This window comes from Nocardioides sp. T2.26MG-1 (assembly GCF_950101795.1).
GTDB lineage: Bacteria > Actinomycetota > Actinomycetes > Propionibacteriales > Nocardioidaceae > Nocardioides.
The window spans coordinates 842,234-856,715 of the sequence record NZ_CATNLZ010000001.1; the positions used below are offsets into that span (position 1 = coordinate 842,234).

At 72.4% G+C, this 14,482-nt stretch carries 14 protein-coding genes; 7 read left to right on the forward strand and 7 right to left on the reverse strand.

Annotated features, from left to right (window positions below):
- The first annotated feature begins 1 nt into the window (after position 1).
- From QQZ14_RS04160 to pknB, 5 genes are read left to right on the forward strand one after another with little or no spacing between them, the layout of a single operon-like run.
- Positions 2-1,336, forward strand: a complete 1,335-nt coding sequence (locus QQZ14_RS04160; protein WP_284532923.1) for a PP2C family protein-serine/threonine phosphatase — start codon at positions 2-4, stop codon at positions 1,334-1,336.
- The gene (locus QQZ14_RS04165; RefSeq protein ID WP_284532924.1) at positions 1,336-2,757 is read left to right on the forward strand and encodes an FtsW/RodA/SpoVE family cell cycle protein; all 1,422 of its coding nucleotides are present in this window, start codon (positions 1,336-1,338) and stop codon (positions 2,755-2,757) included. Before QQZ14_RS04160 ends, QQZ14_RS04165 begins: the two co-directional genes overlap by 1 nt.
- Positions 2,754-4,226 carry a peptidoglycan D,D-transpeptidase FtsI family protein gene (locus QQZ14_RS04170; RefSeq protein WP_284532925.1) on the forward strand — a complete coding sequence of 491 codons (1,473 nt, stop codon included), beginning with the start codon at positions 2,754-2,756 and terminating at the stop codon, positions 4,224-4,226. Before QQZ14_RS04165 ends, QQZ14_RS04170 begins: the two co-directional genes overlap by 4 nt.
- Positions 4,223-5,644 carry a serine/threonine-protein kinase gene (locus QQZ14_RS04175; RefSeq protein ID WP_284532926.1) on the forward strand — a complete coding sequence of 474 codons (1,422 nt, stop codon included), beginning with the start codon at positions 4,223-4,225 and terminating at the stop codon, positions 5,642-5,644. Before QQZ14_RS04170 ends, QQZ14_RS04175 begins: the two co-directional genes overlap by 4 nt.
- Positions 5,641-7,452, forward strand: a complete 1,812-nt coding sequence (gene pknB, locus QQZ14_RS04180) for a Stk1 family PASTA domain-containing Ser/Thr kinase (protein ID WP_284532927.1) — start codon at positions 5,641-5,643, stop codon at positions 7,450-7,452. The genes QQZ14_RS04175 and pknB overlap by 4 nt, the downstream gene beginning before the upstream one ends.
- Here pknB and QQZ14_RS04185 read toward each other — a convergent pair.
- Positions 7,412-8,233 (reverse strand): DUF881 domain-containing protein, encoded by an 822-nt coding sequence (locus QQZ14_RS04185; protein ID WP_284532928.1) that lies wholly within the window; start codon positions 8,231-8,233, stop codon positions 7,412-7,414. The two genes, pknB and QQZ14_RS04185, sit on opposite strands and share 41 nt — an antisense overlap.
- A gap of 77 nt (positions 8,234-8,310) precedes the next feature.
- On the opposite strand from QQZ14_RS04185, the gene QQZ14_RS04190 reads away from it, so the two are divergent.
- Positions 8,311-8,763: a cell division protein CrgA gene (locus QQZ14_RS04190; RefSeq protein WP_284532929.1), complete on the forward strand. Its 453-nt coding sequence runs from the start codon at positions 8,311-8,313 to the stop codon at positions 8,761-8,763.
- A gap of 241 nt (positions 8,764-9,004) precedes the next feature.
- On the opposite strand, the gene QQZ14_RS04195 is transcribed toward QQZ14_RS04190, so the two are convergent.
- Together QQZ14_RS04195 and QQZ14_RS04200 are read right to left on the reverse strand one after the other, a co-directional pair.
- Positions 9,005-9,934 (reverse strand): rhomboid family intramembrane serine protease, encoded by a 930-nt coding sequence (locus tag QQZ14_RS04195; RefSeq protein ID WP_284532930.1) that lies wholly within the window; start codon positions 9,932-9,934, stop codon positions 9,005-9,007.
- Between the two features lie 40 nt (positions 9,935-9,974).
- The gene (locus tag QQZ14_RS04200) at positions 9,975-10,487 is read right to left on the reverse strand and encodes a peptidylprolyl isomerase (RefSeq protein WP_284532931.1); all 513 of its coding nucleotides are present in this window, start codon (positions 10,485-10,487) and stop codon (positions 9,975-9,977) included.
- A 169-nt stretch (positions 10,488-10,656) separates the two neighbouring features.
- Between QQZ14_RS04200 and QQZ14_RS04205 the strand changes: the two genes are divergently transcribed.
- Entirely contained in the window at positions 10,657-11,310 is a 654-nt protein-coding gene (locus tag QQZ14_RS04205) for a hypothetical protein (protein WP_284532932.1), read from the forward strand.
- Between the two features lie 32 nt (positions 11,311-11,342).
- Here the strand turns inward: QQZ14_RS04205 and QQZ14_RS04210 are convergent, their stop codons facing one another.
- The 4 genes from QQZ14_RS04210 to QQZ14_RS04225 are packed head-to-tail and all read right to left on the reverse strand — an operon-like array spanning position 11,343 to position 14,323.
- Positions 11,343-12,362 (reverse strand): 1-acyl-sn-glycerol-3-phosphate acyltransferase, encoded by a 1,020-nt coding sequence (locus QQZ14_RS04210; protein WP_284532933.1) that lies wholly within the window; start codon positions 12,360-12,362, stop codon positions 11,343-11,345.
- The gene (locus tag QQZ14_RS04215) at positions 12,359-13,210 is read right to left on the reverse strand and encodes a patatin-like phospholipase family protein (protein ID WP_284532934.1); all 852 of its coding nucleotides are present in this window, start codon (positions 13,208-13,210) and stop codon (positions 12,359-12,361) included. Before QQZ14_RS04215 ends, QQZ14_RS04210 begins: the two co-directional genes overlap by 4 nt.
- Positions 13,207-13,551, reverse strand: coding sequence for a DUF3817 domain-containing protein (locus tag QQZ14_RS04220; protein ID WP_284532935.1), 345 nt, complete (start codon positions 13,549-13,551; stop codon positions 13,207-13,209). Before QQZ14_RS04220 ends, QQZ14_RS04215 begins: the two co-directional genes overlap by 4 nt.
- A gap of 4 nt (positions 13,552-13,555) precedes the next feature.
- Positions 13,556-14,323, reverse strand: a complete 768-nt coding sequence (locus tag QQZ14_RS04225) for an SURF1 family protein (protein ID WP_284532936.1) — start codon at positions 14,321-14,323, stop codon at positions 13,556-13,558.
- Between the last annotated feature and the right edge of the window lie 159 nt (positions 14,324-14,482).

Sequence of the window (14,482 nt, forward strand, 5' to 3'; positions counted from 1 at the left end):
GATGACCGACACGCCAGCAGCGGCGCCCCCGACGAGCCTGCGCCTGCGGTTCGCCGCGATCTCCGACGTCGGCCGGGTCCGCAAGGACAATCAGGACTCCGGGTACGTCGGCCCGTGGCTCGTCGCGGTCTGCGACGGCGTCGGCGGAGCGGCCCGGGGCGACATCGCCTCGAGCACCGCGATCGCCCAGCTGCGGCGCCTCGACGTACCCCCTGACGGCGACTCCCCCGACGACCTGCTCACCAAGGTCGCCGGAGCCCTGCACCGGGCCCACGACCGCATCAACGAGCTCGCCGACGAGGATCCGGCCCTCGACGGCACCAGCACCACCGCCACGGTCGCGCTCTTCGACGGCGCCCGGATCGGCATCGGCCACGTCGGCGACAGCCGCGCCTATCTGTTCCGCGACCGGGAGATCACCCGGCTGACGTCCGACCACACGTTCGTGCAGACCCTCATCGACGAGGGCCGGATCACCGAGGAGGAGGCGCGGGTCCACCCGCACCGCAACCTCATCCTCAACGCGCTCGGTGGTCCCGGCGACGTCGAGCCCGACCTCTTCGTGATCGAGCTGACCCCCGGCGACCGGCTGCTGCTGTGCAGCGACGGCGCCAGCGGCGTGCTCGACGACCACCGGCTGGCCGACATCCTGGCCACCGGCAGCCCCGAGTTCGCGTCCGTGGAGCTGGTGCGGGCCAGCCTCGAGGCCGGCAGCTCCGACAACGTCACCTGCCTGGTCGCCGACGCCGTCGACGCCGCGGCGCCACCCTCGCCCGGTGAGGCCGGCCAGCCGCTGCTCGTCGGCGCGGCCGCCGAGCGCCGGCTGCCGCGGCAGCGCGGCGGCGGCATGGGCGGGCTGTTCCGCGGCCACCGCTCCGGCGACACCGGCGAGCTCGAGCCGGTGCAGGCGGACATCCCGGACGACCTGCCGTTCGCGATCACCGCCGATCCGATCGACCCCGAGGAGGCGCGCTACGCACCCCGGCCGCCGCGCCGCTTCGTGTGGCTCAAGCGGCTGCTCGCGACGGTGGTCGTGGTCGGCCTCGCCTGGGTCGGCCTCGCGGCCGCCTGGTCGTGGACGCAGGACCAGTACTACGTCGGCGAGGAGGACGGCACGGTCGTCATCTTCCGCGGGGTCAACACCGAGCTCGGCGGCTTCTCGCTGTCCGAGCCCTACGAGCGCACCGACGTCGAACTCGACCGGCTCGGCGAGATCGAGGCCGACCGGGTCCGCGAGGGCATCGCGTACGACAACCTCGCGGACGCCGAGCAGAAGGTCCAGGACCTCGCCGCCCGGCAGGCGCCCGCGACGGGTGACAGCGGGAGCGCGGGCTGATGTCCCAGACCGCAGCCACTCCCGGCTCCTCCAGCCTGATGGGGTTCGTGCACCGGCGCCGCCGTGGCGCCGAGCTGTTCCTGCTCGTGCTCGCCCTCGCCGTCGGCATCGGCGCCTACGCCGCGGTCGGCATCGGCGTGCAGGAGAAGGTGCCGGCCGACCTGCTGGGGTACGGCGGCTGGCTCGCCGCCCTGGTCATCGTCGCCCACGTGGTGATCCGCTTCGTCGCGCCGTACGCCGACCCCGTGCTGCTGCCGGTGGTCGCCGCGCTCAACGGCCTCGGGCTGGCCGTGATCCATCGGCTCGACCTGGCCAAGGAGGCCGCCGACAAGCCGCACGCGTTCGCCCAGCAGCAGCTGACCTGGATGACGCTCGGCGTCGTGCTGTTCGTCGTCACGCTGCTCGCGCTGCGCGACCACCGCGTGCTGCAGCGCTTCACCTACACGAGCGGGCTCGCCGCGATCGTGCTGCTGCTGCTGCCGATGCTCCCCGGGATCGGCCGCACCATCAACGGCGCCCGGATCTGGATCCACGTCGGACCGTTCAGCTTCCAGCCCGGCGAGGTCGCCAAGGTGCTGCTGGTCGTGACGTTCTCCGGCTACCTCGTCCTGCACCGTGACGCGCTCGCGCTCGCCGGCCGCCGGTTCCTGTTCGTCGACCTGCCCCGCGGCCGCGACCTCGGCCCGATCCTCGTGATGTGGGTCGTCAGCCTCGGCATCCTGGTGCGCCAGCAGGACCTCGGCTCGAGCCTGCTGTTCTTCGGCCTGTTCCTGGTGATGCTGTACGTCGCCACCGAGCGACCCGGATGGCTCGTCGTCGGTGGCCTGCTCTTCGCCGCCGGCGCGACGCTGGCCTACTACCTGTTCAGTCACGTCCAGGTCCGCTTCGACATCTGGCTGCACCCGTTCGACTACTACAACAAGAACGGCGACCAGGCCTTCCAGCCGGTCGAGGCGCAGTTCGGCATGGGCTGGGGTGGGCTGATCGGCCGCGGCTTCGGCGACGGCGACCCCAACCGGGTGCCGTTCGCGGAGTCCGACTTCATCGTCGCCGCGATCGGCGAGGAGCTGGGGCTCACGGCGGTGATCGCGGTGATCCTGCTGTACGGCCTGATCGTCGAGCGGGCGCTGCGCATCGCGCTGATCTGCCGCGACGGGTTCGGCAAGCTGATGGCCACCGGTCTGGGCAGCATCTTCGCGCTGCAGGTCTTCGTGGTCGTCGGCGGCGTCACCAGCCTGATCCCGCTGACCGGTCTCACCACGCCGTTCCTGTCGTACGGCGGCTCCTCGTTGATCGCCAACTGGGTGATCGTGGCGATCCTGCTGCGGATCTCCGACCAGGCCCGCCGCCCCGCGCCACAGCTCTCCGACGACACCGCCGCCATCGGCGACGACGCCACCCAGGTGGTGAAGCTCGGGTGAACAAGCCGATCCGCACCATCGCGACGTTCTGCCTGATGCTGTTCCTGGCGCTGATGATCAACGCCACCTACCTGCAGTACTGGAAGGCCGACGAGCTCAACGACAACCCGCAGAACCGCCGCGTGCTGGTCGCGTCGTACTCCCGCGAGCGCGGGGCGATCCAGGTCGGCAGCAAGGCCATCGCCGAGAGCGTCGAGTCCGACGACCAGTACAAGTTCCAGCGCACCTATCCCAAGCCGCTGGAGTACGCCCCGATCACCGGCTGGTTCAGCTACTACAGCGCGACCGGCATCGAGCAGACCCGCAACGACATCCTCTCCGGCGACGACTCCCGGCTCTTCGTCACCAAGCTGGTCGACCTGCTGAGCAACGACCCGACCAAGGGCGGCAACGTCCGGCTGACGATCGACCCGGCGGCGCAGGACGCGGCGTACGACGGGCTCAAGGCACTGGGGCCGAACGTCCAGGGCTCGGTCGTGGCCCTCGAGCCCAGCACCGGCAAGATCCTCGCGATGGTCTCGCTGCCGACCTACGACCCCAACAAGCTCGCCTCCCACGATCTCGGGTCGGTGCAGGACACCTTCGACCGGCTCAACGACGACCCCGCGCAGCCGCTGCTCAACCGCGCGATCCAGACCCGGCTGCCCCCCGGCTCGACGTTCAAGATCCTCACCGCGGCCGCCGCGATCGACAAGGGCCTCTACAAGGCCGACGACCCGGTCCCGGGTGGCGCGACGTTCCAGCTGCCGCAGACCAGTGGCGTGACCGGCGAGATCGACAACGAGGGCCGCTCGTGCGGCGCGAACGGCAGCCGGATCCCGTTCACGCAGGCGCTCGCCCAGTCCTGCAACACCACCTTCGCGCAGCTGGCGATCGAGGTCGGCGCCGAGGACATGACCAAGACCGCCGAGGGCTTCGGCTTCAACAGCCACTACTTCGACGACCTCACGCCGCAGGCCGAGTCGGTGTTCCCCACCGACGCCAACGAGCCGCAGATCGGACAGTCGGGCATCGGTCAGTACGAGGTCGCGGCGACGCCGCTGCAGATGGCGATGGTCACCGCGGGCATCGCCAACGGCGGCTCGGTGATGCGGCCCTACCTGGTCGACGAGGAGCAGTCCGCGGACCTCGACGTGATCCAGAAGACCGACCCGCAGGAGCTCTCGCAGGCCGTGTCGTCCTCGACCGCCAGTGAGGTCACCAAGCTGATGGTCGCGACCGTCAACGACGGCACCGCGAGCCCGGCCGCGATGGACGGCATCCAGGTGGCCGGCAAGACCGGCACCGCGCAGAGCGGCCAGCCCGACAAGCCGCCGTACGCCTGGTTCGTGTCGTTCGCGCCCGCCGAGAACCCGCGCGTCGCGGTCGCGGTGATGATCCAGGCCGCCGACATCCCGCGGGGAGAGATCGCCGGCGGCACCTACGGCGGCCCGATCGCCAAGGCCGTCATGGAGGCGGTGATCAGGTGAGCCCGAGCAACGAGCAGGGCTTCGGCTTCGCCGACGCCGAGCGCCGCTACCGCCTCGACTCCCGCATCGCCACCGGCGGCATGGGCGAGGTGTGGCGTGGCACCGACACCACCCTGGGTCGCGAGGTCGCGATCAAGCTGCTCAAGAACGAGTACGCCGACGACCCGTCGTTCCGGGCCCGCTTCGAGACCGAGGCGCAGCACGCCGCCTCGCTGCACCACGCGAACATCGCCGCCGTCTACGACTTCGGTGAGTCCCCGACCGCCGACGGGTCCGACGTCCAGCGGCCCTACCTCGTCATGGAGCTCGTCGACGGGCAGCCGCTCTCGGCGCTGCTGCGCCCCGGTGAGCCCATGGATCCCACGGCCGTCCGGGGGCTGCTCGCCCAGGCCGCCGACGGCCTGGCCGCCGCCCACGCCGGCGGGATCGTGCACCGCGACGTCAAGCCGGCGAACCTGCTCGTGACCCCGGACCGGCGGATCAAGGTCACCGACTTCGGCATCGCCCGGGCGGCCGAGGGCGTCGGGATGACCCAGACCGGCGAGGTGATGGGCACCCCGCAGTACCTCTCGCCCGAGCAGGCCCGGGGCGAGACCGCGACGCCCGCCTCCGACGTGTACTCGCTCGGCGTCGTGGCGTTCGAGTGCCTCGCCGGCCGCCGGCCGTTCGTCGCCGACACCGCGGTCGCCACCGCGCTCGCGCACCTGCGGGAGGCGGTCCCGGACCTGCCCGGCTCCGTCCCGGCCGACCTGGCCGCCGTCGTACGGCGCGCGCTGGCGAAGCTGCCCCAGGACCGGTTCGCCGACGGCGCGGCGTTCGCCGCCGCGCTGCGCAACCCCGCGGCGGCCGCGGCCCAGGCCCCGCCGCCGGTCGCCCACGACGCGACCCAGGTGCTGACCGGGGTGGTGCCGCCCGCCGCGGCACCGGTGCCCGGGCCGGTCGCCGGCCACCTGCCCGACCCGCCCCGGGTGGCCCGGCGCAACGCGCTCTGGCCGGTGCTCGCGGTGCTCGCCCTCGTCGTCGTGGCGGTGCTGGCGTTCGTGCTCATCGCCCAGGGCCTCGGGTCCGACGACCCGCAGGAGGAGCCGACCCGCTCCCCCCACCGCACCCGGAGCTCGGAGCCGACCTCGCAGCCGCCGTCCTCCGAGCCGACCTCGGAGCCGCCGTCCTCCGAGCCGACCTCGCAGCCGCCGTCCTCCGAGCCCACGTCGGAGCCGCCGTCCACGGAGCCCACCTCCGAGCCGCCCACCTCGGCGCCGCCGTCGTCGAGCGCGCCGGCGACCGGCAGTCCCACGGCCGGCGCGTCGCAGCCGGCGCCCTCCGGGAGCGCGTCCCCCGGCAAGCCCGGCGCCAGCAGCTCCCCCAGCGACACACCCAGCAGCACACTCAGCAGGCAAGGCGAGGTCGACCGTCGATGAGCAACCACCAGCCCACAGTCGTCGGGGGCCGCTACGAGCTCGGTGAGCTGCTCGGCCGCGGGGGCATGGCCGAGGTCCGCAAGGGCACCGACGCGCGGCTCGGCCGCGTCGTCGCGGTCAAGCGGCTGCGCACCGACCTGGCCAGCGACGCGACGTTCCAGGCTCGCTTCCGCCGCGAGGCCCAGTCGGCGGCCTCCCTCAACCACCCCGCGATCGCCGCCGTGTACGACACCGGCGAGGAGCCGGCCGCCGACGGCTCCGGCATCTCCCAGCCCTACATCGTCATGGAGTTCGTCGCCGGCCGCACGCTGCGCGACATCCTGCGTGAGGGCCGCAAGATCCTGCCCGAGCGGGCGCTGGAGATCACCAGCGGCGTGCTGGCCGCGCTCGACTACAGCCACCGCGCCGGGATCATCCACCGCGACATCAAGCCCGGCAACGTGATGCTCACCCCGAGCGGCGACGTCAAGGTGATGGACTTCGGCATCGCCCGGGCGATCAGCGACGCGTCCTCGACGATGACCCAGACCGCCGCGGTCGTCGGGACCGCGCAGTACCTCTCCCCCGAGCAGGCCCGCGGCGAGACCGTCGACTCGCGGTCCGACGTCTACTCCGCAGGCTGCCTGCTCTACGAGCTCCTCACCGGCCGTCCGCCGTTCGTCGGCGACAGCCCCGTCGCGGTCGCCTACCAGCACGTCCGCGAGCCCGCCGTACCCCCGTCGGACCACGACACCGAGCTGCCGCCCGAGATCGACGCGATCGTGATGAAGGCGCTGGCGAAGCGGGTCGAGGACCGCTACCAGTCGGCTGCGGCGATGCGCAGCGACATCGAGCGCTACCTGGCCGGCCGCCCGGTCCAGGCGCCGATCCCCGCGCCGGTGGCGGTGCCGGCGACGCCGTCGTACGCCACCGCGCCGACGGCGGTCGTCGGTGCGGTGCCGCCGGGCGACGACGAGCTGCCGCGCAGCCGCACCGGCCTGCTGGTGCTCATCGGTGTGCTGCTCGTCGCGCTGCTCCTGGCCGGTGCCTTCTTCGTGTGGCCGAAGCTCTTCCCCTCGGCACCCGAGCAGGTCCCCGTGCCGGACCTCGTCGGCAAGACCGAGCCCCAGGCGCGGCGGCTGATCGGTGACGCGGGGCTCACCGTCGGCAGCATCGACCAGGAGAACAGCGACACGGTCAAGGCCGGCCAGATCATCCGGCAGAGCCCCGAGGCGGACGACTTCGTCGACCCGGACACCGCGGTCGCCTTCGTGGTCTCCCTCGGGGAGGCCCAGGTGGCGATGCCGTCGGTGATCGGCAGCGACAAGGACGCCGCCCGCGCCGAGCTCGCCGGCGACCCGTACCGCTTCGTGGTCAAGCTCCGGGAGGACGACTCCGACGAGCCCGCCGGACAGGTGATCCGGCAGGAGCCCGAGGCCAACACCCAGCTCGACCCCGGCAGCGAGGTCACGCTGTTCTACTCCGACGGCCCCGAGGAGGTGCCCGGGGTCGTGGGCCTCCTGCAGGGTGCTGCGAAGACCAAGATCCGCGCCGCGGGCTTCGAGCCCGAGGTGATCGAGAATCCCAACAGCACCGAGCCCGCGGGCACGGTCATCAGCCAGTCGCCCCAGGGCGGCACCCCCGCCGACCAGGGCGCGACGGTCACGATCGTGGTCTCGACGTACGCGCCCACGGAGCCCACCGAGTCGCCGACGACGTCCCCGACCGACCAGCCGACCGAGAGCCCGTCCCCGCTGCTGCGCGACCGTGCGGCGCCCCCGGCGTCACTCAGCTCCCGGACGCCGGGACGAGCGGGACGGCGTAGCTGAGGTCGAGCAGACCCTCGTAGGCCGGCGCGGTGACGTCGGTCTCGAGCTCGAGGTCCCACCCCACGGAGATGTCGGGGTTGGCGGCGTCCTCGCGGTAGCCCGCGACGTACGGGTCCTCCTCGATCGCGGTGAGCAGCGCGCCCGGCTCGCCCACCGCCTCGATGACGTAGGGCTGTGGGTACGGCACACCCTGCAGCTGGACGGCGTTGCCCTCGCACTTGATGCCGGTCGTCGAGACGATGCGCTGCCCGGCGATCGTGACCGCGGTCGCACCGCCCTTCCACAGTGCGTTGACCACGGCCTGGATGTCCTGCTGGTGCACCAGGAGCTTGTTGACGTCGCCGGTGGTGGAGTTGATGAGGTCCTCGGGTGCGTCGGAGAGCGTGATGGACAGGCCCGGTCCGGAGCGCGGCACCAGCCCGGCCGGGTCCTCGAGCTTCTCGACCCGATGGTGGTAGCGAGCGACCTGGCGGTCCCTCGTCGCGGCGGCGAGCGCCTTCACCTGGGCGTCCAGCCGCCCACGCTCAGCCTCGAGCTCGGCGTACTGGTCGGCCTCGTCCTTCACCAGCGACGCCAGGTCGGTGTAGCGGCCCGGCCGCAGGTCGGTGCCCTCGCTGTTGGCGGCGCTCACGACGAACAGCCCCCCGCACAGCAGTCCCGCCACCGGTGTGGCGATCCGCCACGCGTCGCGCCTCCGGCCGGGCGTGCGCCGGACCAGACGGTCGCGCAGCCGCGCGGCCCGCGACGGCTCGGGGGGCCGCGCATGTGTTCGAGGGGTCACGCCGACTAAGGTAACCCGCAGCCCGTGGAGACCCGCGGACGCCGACCATCCCGCACCACGATCGACCAGGAGCACCCGTGGCCAAGGCCAAGCTCGACCCCCTCGCCCCCGTCCGGGGACCGCTGTTCTCCGTCCGCTTCGTGGTCGCGCTCGCGCTGATGGTCCTGGGCATCGCCTGGATCGCCTACTACTACGTGGTGTTCGACCCGGCGGCGTTCCCGCCCAAGGACTCCGGGTCGCCGGGCTTCATGGGTGACCTGAACGGGTGGAACTACGTGATCGGCTTCGGGCTGCTCATGCTCGGCCTGGTGATCTCCGCGCACCCGACCACGCCCCTGGGCCGCGGCCGCGGCGTGGTCGTCGGCATGCTCGGCTGCTTCCTCATCGGGCTGCTCTGGATCTGCACGTACTACGTCTTCAGCAACGACATGTCCGACATCTGGGTGTTCAACGACCTGGGCCAGAAGAACCTCTTCGTCGGCATCGCGTTCATGGCCGTCGGCTTCACGTTCGCCACCCGCTGGGAGTGACACCTCGGCGCCGAGTGCCGGCGCAGCTGCACACCGCCGGTCCCCTGACGGGGGCCGGCGGTGCTGTTTCCACACCTGGGGACAACCTGTGGAGAACTACACCGTTGTAGTTCTCCACAGCGGTTTCCACACCTGTGCATGGACGCGCCCGCGGCTCGTCCGCCTCACGCTCGCTCATCGAGGTGCGAGAGGCGGACGAGCCGGTGAGGCCGGTCAGGCGAGGGCGGTCAGGTGAGGCCGGTCAGGCGAGGGCGGAGGCGCGGAGGATGATCGCGAGCGCCGTGAGGGCCGCGACGACCAGCAGGCCGCCGGCCTGGAACAGCGGCCGCCGGCGCCCGCGCGGGGCGTAGGCGAGGACGACGGCGACGACACCGCCGCCGACGAAGCCGCCGAGGTGGCCCTGCCAGGAGATGTTGGGGACCGCGAACGTGATGAACACGTTGATGCCGATCAGCACCCACAGCTGGCGCATGTCGGCGCCGACCTTGCGCGCCACCACGAGCAGCGCGGCGAACAGGCCGTAGATCGCGCCCGAGGCGCCGAGCGTCAGCTGGTACTCCGGGGCCGCCCACAGCACCACCGCGGACCCGGCGAGCAGCGAGAGCAGGTAGAGCGCCAGGAACCGGACCCGGCCGAAGACCATCTCCAGCTGCGGGCCGATCACCCACAGCGCGAGCATGTTGAAGCCGATGTGGAAGATCGTGATGTGGGTGAAGCCCGAGGTCAGGATCTGCCAGTAGGCGCCGTCCACGAAGCCGGGCAGCCAGGTGCCGCCGCCACCGGTGCAGGCCGCGTCGCCGACCTGGATGTTGAGGAACCCGTTCTGGAGGTCACACGCGCCGTTGGGGCGCAGGCCGAGCAGGTCGCCCAGGCGGCTGCCCGCCCCGCCGGTGACCGTGATCGCGAACCAGACCGCGGCGTTGAGCGCGATCAGGACCGCGGAGGTCGCCGACGCGTTCGTCGGCCGCAGCCCACCGAACGCCGTACGCCCGGCGCGGGTGGTCTTGCGGCCCTCGGCGACGCAGTCGGGGCACTGGAATCCCACGGCGGCGTCGCGCATGCAGTCCGGGCAGATCGGCCGGTCGCAGCGCTGGCAGCGGATGTGCGTCTCGCGGCCGGGGTGCCGGTAGCAGGTGGGCACCCCGGCCGGAGGCGTCGACGGGTCGGTCACGCTGGGTCGTCCTCGGATCGGTGCCGGCTCGGTGCGGAGCTCAGCCGCGGATGATCTCGACGGTCTCGATCACGACCGGCTCGACGGGGCGGTCACCGGGACCGGTGGCCGTGCTGCCGATGGCGTCGACGACGTCGCGGGAGGCCTGGTCGGCGACCTCGCCGAAGATCGTGTGCTTGAAGTTCAGCCACGTGGTCGCGCCCAGGGTGATGAAGAACTGCGAGCCGTTGGTGCCCGGGCCGGCGTTGGCCATCGCGAGCAGGTAGGGCTTGTCGAAGGTCAGCTCGGGGTGCGGCTCGTCCTTGAAGGTGTAGCCGGGACCGCCGGTGCCGGTGCCGAGCGGGCAGCCGCCCTGGATCATGAACCCCTCGATGACCCGGTGGAAGCCGAGACCGTCGTAGAAGGGCCCGGTCCGGCCGTTGCCGGCGTCGTACGCCTTGGTGCCCTCGGCGAGGCCGGTGAAGTTGGCGACCGTCTCGGGAGCGTGGTCGGGCAGCAGGTTGAGCGTGATGTCGCCCCGGTTGGTCTTGAGAACGACCTGTTGGTCAGCCATGAGTGCCTCTCGCGTCGGGTGGGTACACCGCACAGGTGTAGTCGTGCCGTCCGATCCTCGCACGGCCCGCAAGCAGCCCGCCCGGCAGCCATCCCACTGTTCAGCCTCTGGTTCGCCCCCGGGTGACATGATCGAATGAGGCAGGACACGACGAGAGGAAGTGCCAGAGATGGGTCTGCGCAAGAAGAAGTCCCTGATCGACCAGGCCAGCGACACCGTCAACCAGTACGTCGACCAGGTGAAGCCCCAGATCGAGTCCGCGATGGCCTCGGCCCGAGAGAAGGCCGGGCCGGTCATCGCCGACGCGCGCACCAAGGCCGCCCCCGTCATCGCCGACGCCCGTGCGAAGGCGGCGCCGGTCATCGCCGACGCCCGGGCCAAGGCCGCGCCCGCGATCGCCTCCGGGGCCGCCCTAGCGGCGGAGAAGGTCGCCGCGGGCGCGAGTCTCGCCGCCGAGAAGGCCGCCGAGGCTGCGGAGACCGCGGCCGACAAGGTCTCCGAGGTCACCTCGCCGAAGAAGAAGAGGGGCGGCAAGGCGCGCAAGCTGCTGCTGCTCAGCGGTCTCGCGGCGGTCGCGGCGTTCGTGGCCAAGAAGCTGCAGGGCGGCGGCCAGAGCGACAACTGGCAGTCCTCCTACACGCCGACCCCGGCACCCAGCCCGGCTCCGGCAAGCCCCTCGGGCGGGCCGGCACCGACCGACACCCCCGACGACGAGGGTGGGGCGAGCCCCGACGAGGCGATCGCCGACCAGGCGGAGACGCCGCACTCGGTCACCACGCCCGACGAGCCGGCCACGGTCGTCGACGTGGACGAGCAGAAGTAGCCCGCCACACAGCACAGCTGCTCAGCAGCAGGTCAGCGCCGGCCCGGGGACAGGTCCTCGGGCCGGTTCTGCTGTATCCACGCGTCGATCTGCTCCCACCACGCGAACAGCCAGTCGATCCGCTCCTCCCGCCCGGCCGGGATCTCCGCGCGGGGCACCTGCCACCAGCGCATCACGATCCGCTTGTCCATCGGCAGCTCGCGCCAGACGTCCCCGACCGTGAGCAGATGGTCGAGCCCGGTGTGGGCGACCAGCACGACGTCGGCATCCGGGGCCGCGTCGAGCGCCGCGAGGAACCCGCCCGGCCGGGGCGCCAGCACGTGGACCATCCGCTCGGCCCGGGCGGCCATCCGCTCCATCCCGATCCGGCGCAGCCGGTCGATGGCCCGCTGCCGGCGCTGCGGGGTGAAGTTGCCGCCCTCGGGGAAGATCACGAACGCGTCGTTCTCGTCCAGCCCGGTGGCCAGAGCCGCGATCTGGTCCTCGAGCCGGTCCCCGTCCCCGGGGTTGGGCGTGATGAACCGCGCCGGGATCCGGTTGAGGAGCACGTCGATCGCGGGGTCCCACGCCAGGGTGTCCTTGAGCACCACGCGCGGCTCGCGGGAGTACCACGCCATCAGCGTGTGGATGAGCACGAACGAGTCGCCCGGCCCCGCGTGCCGGCAGCAGACGAGGATCGGCCGGCCCGGGTGCGCGTCGGGCGCCGGGCCCTCGGTCTCGATCCGCAGCCGCAGCACCCGCCGGGCCTCGCGGAAGAAGACCCACATGGTGCCCTGCACGAGGTCGTAGTGGATGCCCTCGTAGTACGGCGTGCGCAGCCGCCACCCGAAGCCCGAGGCGAGCCACAGGCCGAGCATCACCACGAGCAGCAGCGCCTCGCAGGTGAGGTACACGATCGCGACCCACATGATGCGCAGCGGCCGGAGCCGGCCGGGCAGCACCGGCGACAGCGCGGCGGCCCCGAACACCCACAGGGGCAGGGTCACCCACAAGAACCCGGTCAGCAGCACCACGGCGGGGGCGATCACCAGCCGCCGCAGCACCCGGATCACGCGTCGTCCGCCGACGCCGGCCCGAGGTGATCGTCGAGGTAGGCCACCGATGCCTCGTACGTCTCGTCGATGCGGGCCTGCACACCGGTGAAGTCTCGGCTGCCGAGCAGCGAGTCGTCGCGGCCCGACGTACCGCGCGCCGGGAGCACGTAGGCCTCGACGTCCTCGGGCAGCTCCTCCAGCTCGCGGATGAAGCGGTGCCGGCGGGCGATCTCGAACGACACCCGGGCCACCTCCCACGGCCGCCGGGGGACGGTCAGCGGGCGGTCGATCCGGCCGACCTGCAGCACGAAGACCCGGGCGGCGCCGAGGCGCACCGCGCGGCCGAGCGGGATGGAGTTCACGATGCCGCCGTCGAGGAAGTGCTCGTCCCCGACCCTGGCCGGCGGCAGGAGGCCGGGTACGGCGGCGCTGGCCACGACCGCGTCCACGAGCGGGCCGGAGTCGAACCAGTGCTCGGCGGCCCGCTCGATGCTGGCCGCGCACACCTGGAACCGGACCGGCAGGTCCTCGAACCTCAGGTCGCCGAACTCGTCCTGCAGCGCCTGCTTGAGCGGCTTGGCCGACCACAGGTGGGTGCCCGTCGACACGGCCCGCCGGACCGTGCGCAGCGGGCTGTCGCCGTACACCTGCTGGCTCTGGGGCTGGGACGTGCTCTGCCAGAGCTCGGTGAGCTTGCCGATCACGGCGGGGCTCGGGTCGCGGGCGACCATGGCGCCGTTGAGCGCCCCGACGCTGGTGCCGAGGACCAGGTCGGGCCGGATGCCGCGCTCGAGGAGCGCGCGCAGCATGCCGACCTCGACGGCGCCGAGCACGCCGCCGCCCCCGAGCACGAACGCCGTGGTCACGCGGTAGACGGTCCCACGAGCTCGGGGGTCTCGGCGCGGATCTTCTGGACGACCCGGTGCTCGACCCAGAAGATCAGCAGCGGGACCAGGCCGGCGATGAGCATCAGCAGGGTGAACGAGATCGACCAGCGCGCCCGGCGGGCGAGGAGGAAGGCGACCACGACGTAGATCATGAAGATCCAGCCGTGGAAGAGCCACAGGATGCTGAGGTCCTCTCCGAACTGCTGCAGGGTGCCGCCCTCGGTGAGGAGGTACTTCAGCGGCGCGGCCACGAGCGCGCAGACGGCGAGCAGCACGCCCACGACGAAGGCGAGCACCCGGTAGGACTGGAAGAGCTTCACGGGCTCAGCCTACGGACGTCGGCTCCGCGGGCTCGGGCGAGTCCCCGGCGGCGGTCTCCTCGCCCTCCAGGTCGCGCACCCAGCGCCACCAGATGAACACCGCGAACCCACCGAAGAACCACCACTCGATCGCGTAGAGCAGGTTGCGCAGGCCCGTGAGGGCGGCGACGGGCGGCAGCTGGTCGAGCGTGGCAGGCTCGAGCCCGGCCCCGGGCGTCTCCGCGACGCCGTACGCGCCGTAGAGGTCCTGGTCGACATGCTGGATGACGTCGGCGATGCGCAGCTGGGGCAGGACATCGTCACCCGGGTCGTCGTCGACCTGCCCGGTGCCCTGGGGCGGCTGCAGCCAGGCCTCGAGATCCGCGGTCCCGGTGGGGGGATCGGGGGCGTCCGCGGGGTCGGCCACCCAGCCGCGGACCACCGGGAGCGCCGCGGCGTCGCTGTCGCCCGCGCTGCCCACGGCGAGCGGGGTCACCACCCAGTAGCCGTCGTGCCCCTCGTGCTCACGGCCCGAGACGTAGACGGTCCCGTCGGGCACCCAGGTGCCGGTGACGGCCACCGGCTGCCCGACCCGGTTCCCGGGGAAGGGGTCGTCGGGGCCCATCACGTCGGCGAGCGGCAGCGGCGCGGCGTGGGTCAGGTCCGCGGCCTGCGCGCGGCGGTGCTCCTGCCAGGCACCGAGCTGCCAGAACCCCAGGCCCACGGCGGCCGCGACGAGCACCACGGCGAGCAGGTGCGCTCCCCAGTACCGCGGAGCGAGCGATCGGGGCACGCTGCCAGCGTACGCAGCGGCGGAATCCCCGGTGCACCGGGGAAGCTTCCGCTTCTCGGGGGTTGCAACGGCCGAGAAGCGGAGGAAGTGGCGGGGAAGTTCCCACCGGTGTGGTCAGACCACTTGACCACCGGTCAGGTCTCTGCCTAGCGTCCTCCC